The organism is Metabacillus sp. SLBN-84 (assembly GCF_053629595.1).
Window position 1 is genome coordinate 1 of the sequence record NZ_JBRJIP010000005.1, and the last position, 2500, is coordinate 2500.

Consider the following 2500-nt stretch of genomic DNA (forward strand, 5'->3'; position numbering starts at 1 on the left):
CAACATTTATGAGTCACAAATTTTCTTCGGAGAGTTTGATCCTGGCTCAGGACGAACGCTGGCGGCGTGCCTAATACATGCAAGTCGAGCGGATCTCTTCGGAGATCAGCGGCGGACGGGTGAGTAACACGTGGGCAACCTGCCTGTAAGACTGGGATAACTCCGGGAAACCGGAGCTAATACCGGATACTATGGCAAACCGCATGGTTTGACATTCAAAGACGGTTTCGGCTGTCACTTACAGATGGGCCCGCGGCGCATTAGCTAGTTGGTGAGGTAACGGCTCACCAAGGCGACGATGCGTAGCCGACCTGAGAGGGTGATCGGCCACACTGGGACTGAGACACGGCCCAGACTCCTACGGGAGGCAGCAGTAGGGAATCTTCCGCAATGGACGAAAGTCTGACGGAGCAACGCCGCGTGAGTGATGAAGGTTTTCGGATCGTAAAACTCTGTTGTCAGGGAAGAACAAGTGCCGGAGTAACTGCCGGCGCCTTGACGGTACCTGACCAGAAAGCCACGGCTAACTACGTGCCAGCAGCCGCGGTAATACGTAGGTGGCAAGCGTTGTCCGGAATTATTGGGCGTAAAGCGCGCGCAGGCGGTTTCTTAAGTCTGATGTGAAAGCCCCCGGCTCAACCGGGGAGGGTCATTGGAAACTGGGAAACTTGAGTGCAGAAGAGGAGAGTGGAATTCCACGTGTAGCGGTGAAATGCGTAGAGATGTGGAGGAACACCAGTGGCGAAGGCGACTCTCTGGTCTGTAACTGACGCTGAGGCGCGAAAGCGTGGGGAGCGAACAGGATTAGATACCCTGGTAGTCCACGCCGTAAACGATGAGTGCTAAGTGTTAGAGGGTTTCCGCCCTTTAGTGCTGCAGCTAACGCATTAAGCACTCCGCCTGGGGAGTACGGTCGCAAGACTGAAACTCAAAGGAATTGACGGGGGCCCGCACAAGCGGTGGAGCATGTGGTTTAATTCGAAGCAACGCGAAGAACCTTACCAGGTCTTGACATCCTTTGCCACTTCTAGAGATAGAAGGTTCCCCTTCGGGGGACAAAGTGACAGGTGGTGCATGGTTGTCGTCAGCTCGTGTCGTGAGATGTTGGGTTAAGTCCCGCAACGAGCGCAACCCTTGATCTTAGTTGCCAGCATTCAGTTGGGCACTCTAAGGTGACTGCCGGTGACAAACCGGAGGAAGGTGGGGATGACGTCAAATCATCATGCCCCTTATGACCTGGGCTACACACGTGCTACAATGGATGGTACAAAGGGCTGCGAGACCGCGAGGTTTAGCCAATCCCATAAAACCATTCTCAGTTCGGATTGCAGGCTGCAACTCGCCTGCATGAAGCTGGAATCGCTAGTAATCGCGGATCAGCATGCCGCGGTGAATACGTTCCCGGGCCTTGTACACACCGCCCGTCACACCACGAGAGTTTGCAACACCCGAAGTCGGTGGGGTAACCGCAAGGAGCCAGCCGCCTAAGGTGGGGTAGATGATTGGGGTGAAGTCGTAACAAGGTAGCCGTATCGGAAGGTGCGGCTGGATCACCTCCTTTCTAAGGATATGAGGTCGCTTTTGGTTTTTGTTTAGTTTTGAGAGATCATTCTCTCTATATGAAAGAAGGCAATCATTCTTGATCTGCCGGTTGTTCTTTGAAAACTGGATAACGTAATTGATAACAAGTAATTCACTGAGATTTACGCTTACCATAGTGATTTTCTTAGACTTTACAGTCTAAACAAACGATTGACCAATTTTGGTTAAGTTATGAAGGGCGCACGGTGGATGCCTTGGCACTAGGAGCCGATGAAGGACGGGACTAACACCGATATGCTTTGGGGAGCTGTAAGTAAGCTTTGATCCAGAGATTTCCGAATGGGGAAACCCACTGTTCGTAATGGAACAGTATCTTTACCTGAATACATAGGGTACTGAAGGCAGACCCGGGGAACTGAAACATCTAAGTACCCGGAGGAAGAGAAAGCAAATGCGATTTCCCAAGTAGCGGCGAGCGAAACGGAATCAGCCCAAACCAAGAGGCTTGCCTCTTGGGGTTGTAGGACACTCTATACGGAGTTACAAAGGAACGGGGTAGATGAAGCGGCCTGGAAAGGCCTGTCATAGAAGGTAAAAACCCTGTAGTCGAAACTTCGTTCCCTCCAGAGTGGATCCTGAGTACGGCGGGACACGTGAAATCCCGTCGGAATCCGGGAGGACCATCTCCCAAGGCTAAATACTACCTAGTGACCGATAGTGAACCAGTACCGTGAGGGAAAGGTGAAAAGCACCCCGGAAGGGGAGTGAAAAGATCCTGAAACCGTGTGCTTACAAGTAGTCAGAGCCCGTTAACGGGTGATGGCGTGCCTTTTGTAGAATGAACCGGCGAGTTACGATCCCGTGCAAGGTTAAGTTGATGAGACGGAGCCGCAGCGAAAGCGAGTCTGAATAGGGCGAATTAGTACGTGGTCGTAGACCCGAAACCAGGTGATCTACC

Annotated in this window: 2 rRNA genes (1 of these 2 cut by a window edge); both read left to right on the forward strand. The window is 52.2% G+C overall.

Annotation, left to right across the window (positions count from 1 at the left end):
* Positions 1–23 precede the first annotated feature (23 nt).
* Positions 24–1561, forward strand: a 16S ribosomal RNA gene (locus RKD52_RS21140).
* A 203-nt stretch (positions 1562–1764) separates the two neighbouring features.
* Positions 1765–2500, forward strand: a 23S ribosomal RNA gene (locus RKD52_RS21145) (it continues 2195 nt past the right edge of the window).
* The 16S and 23S rRNA genes sit together here, the layout of an rRNA operon.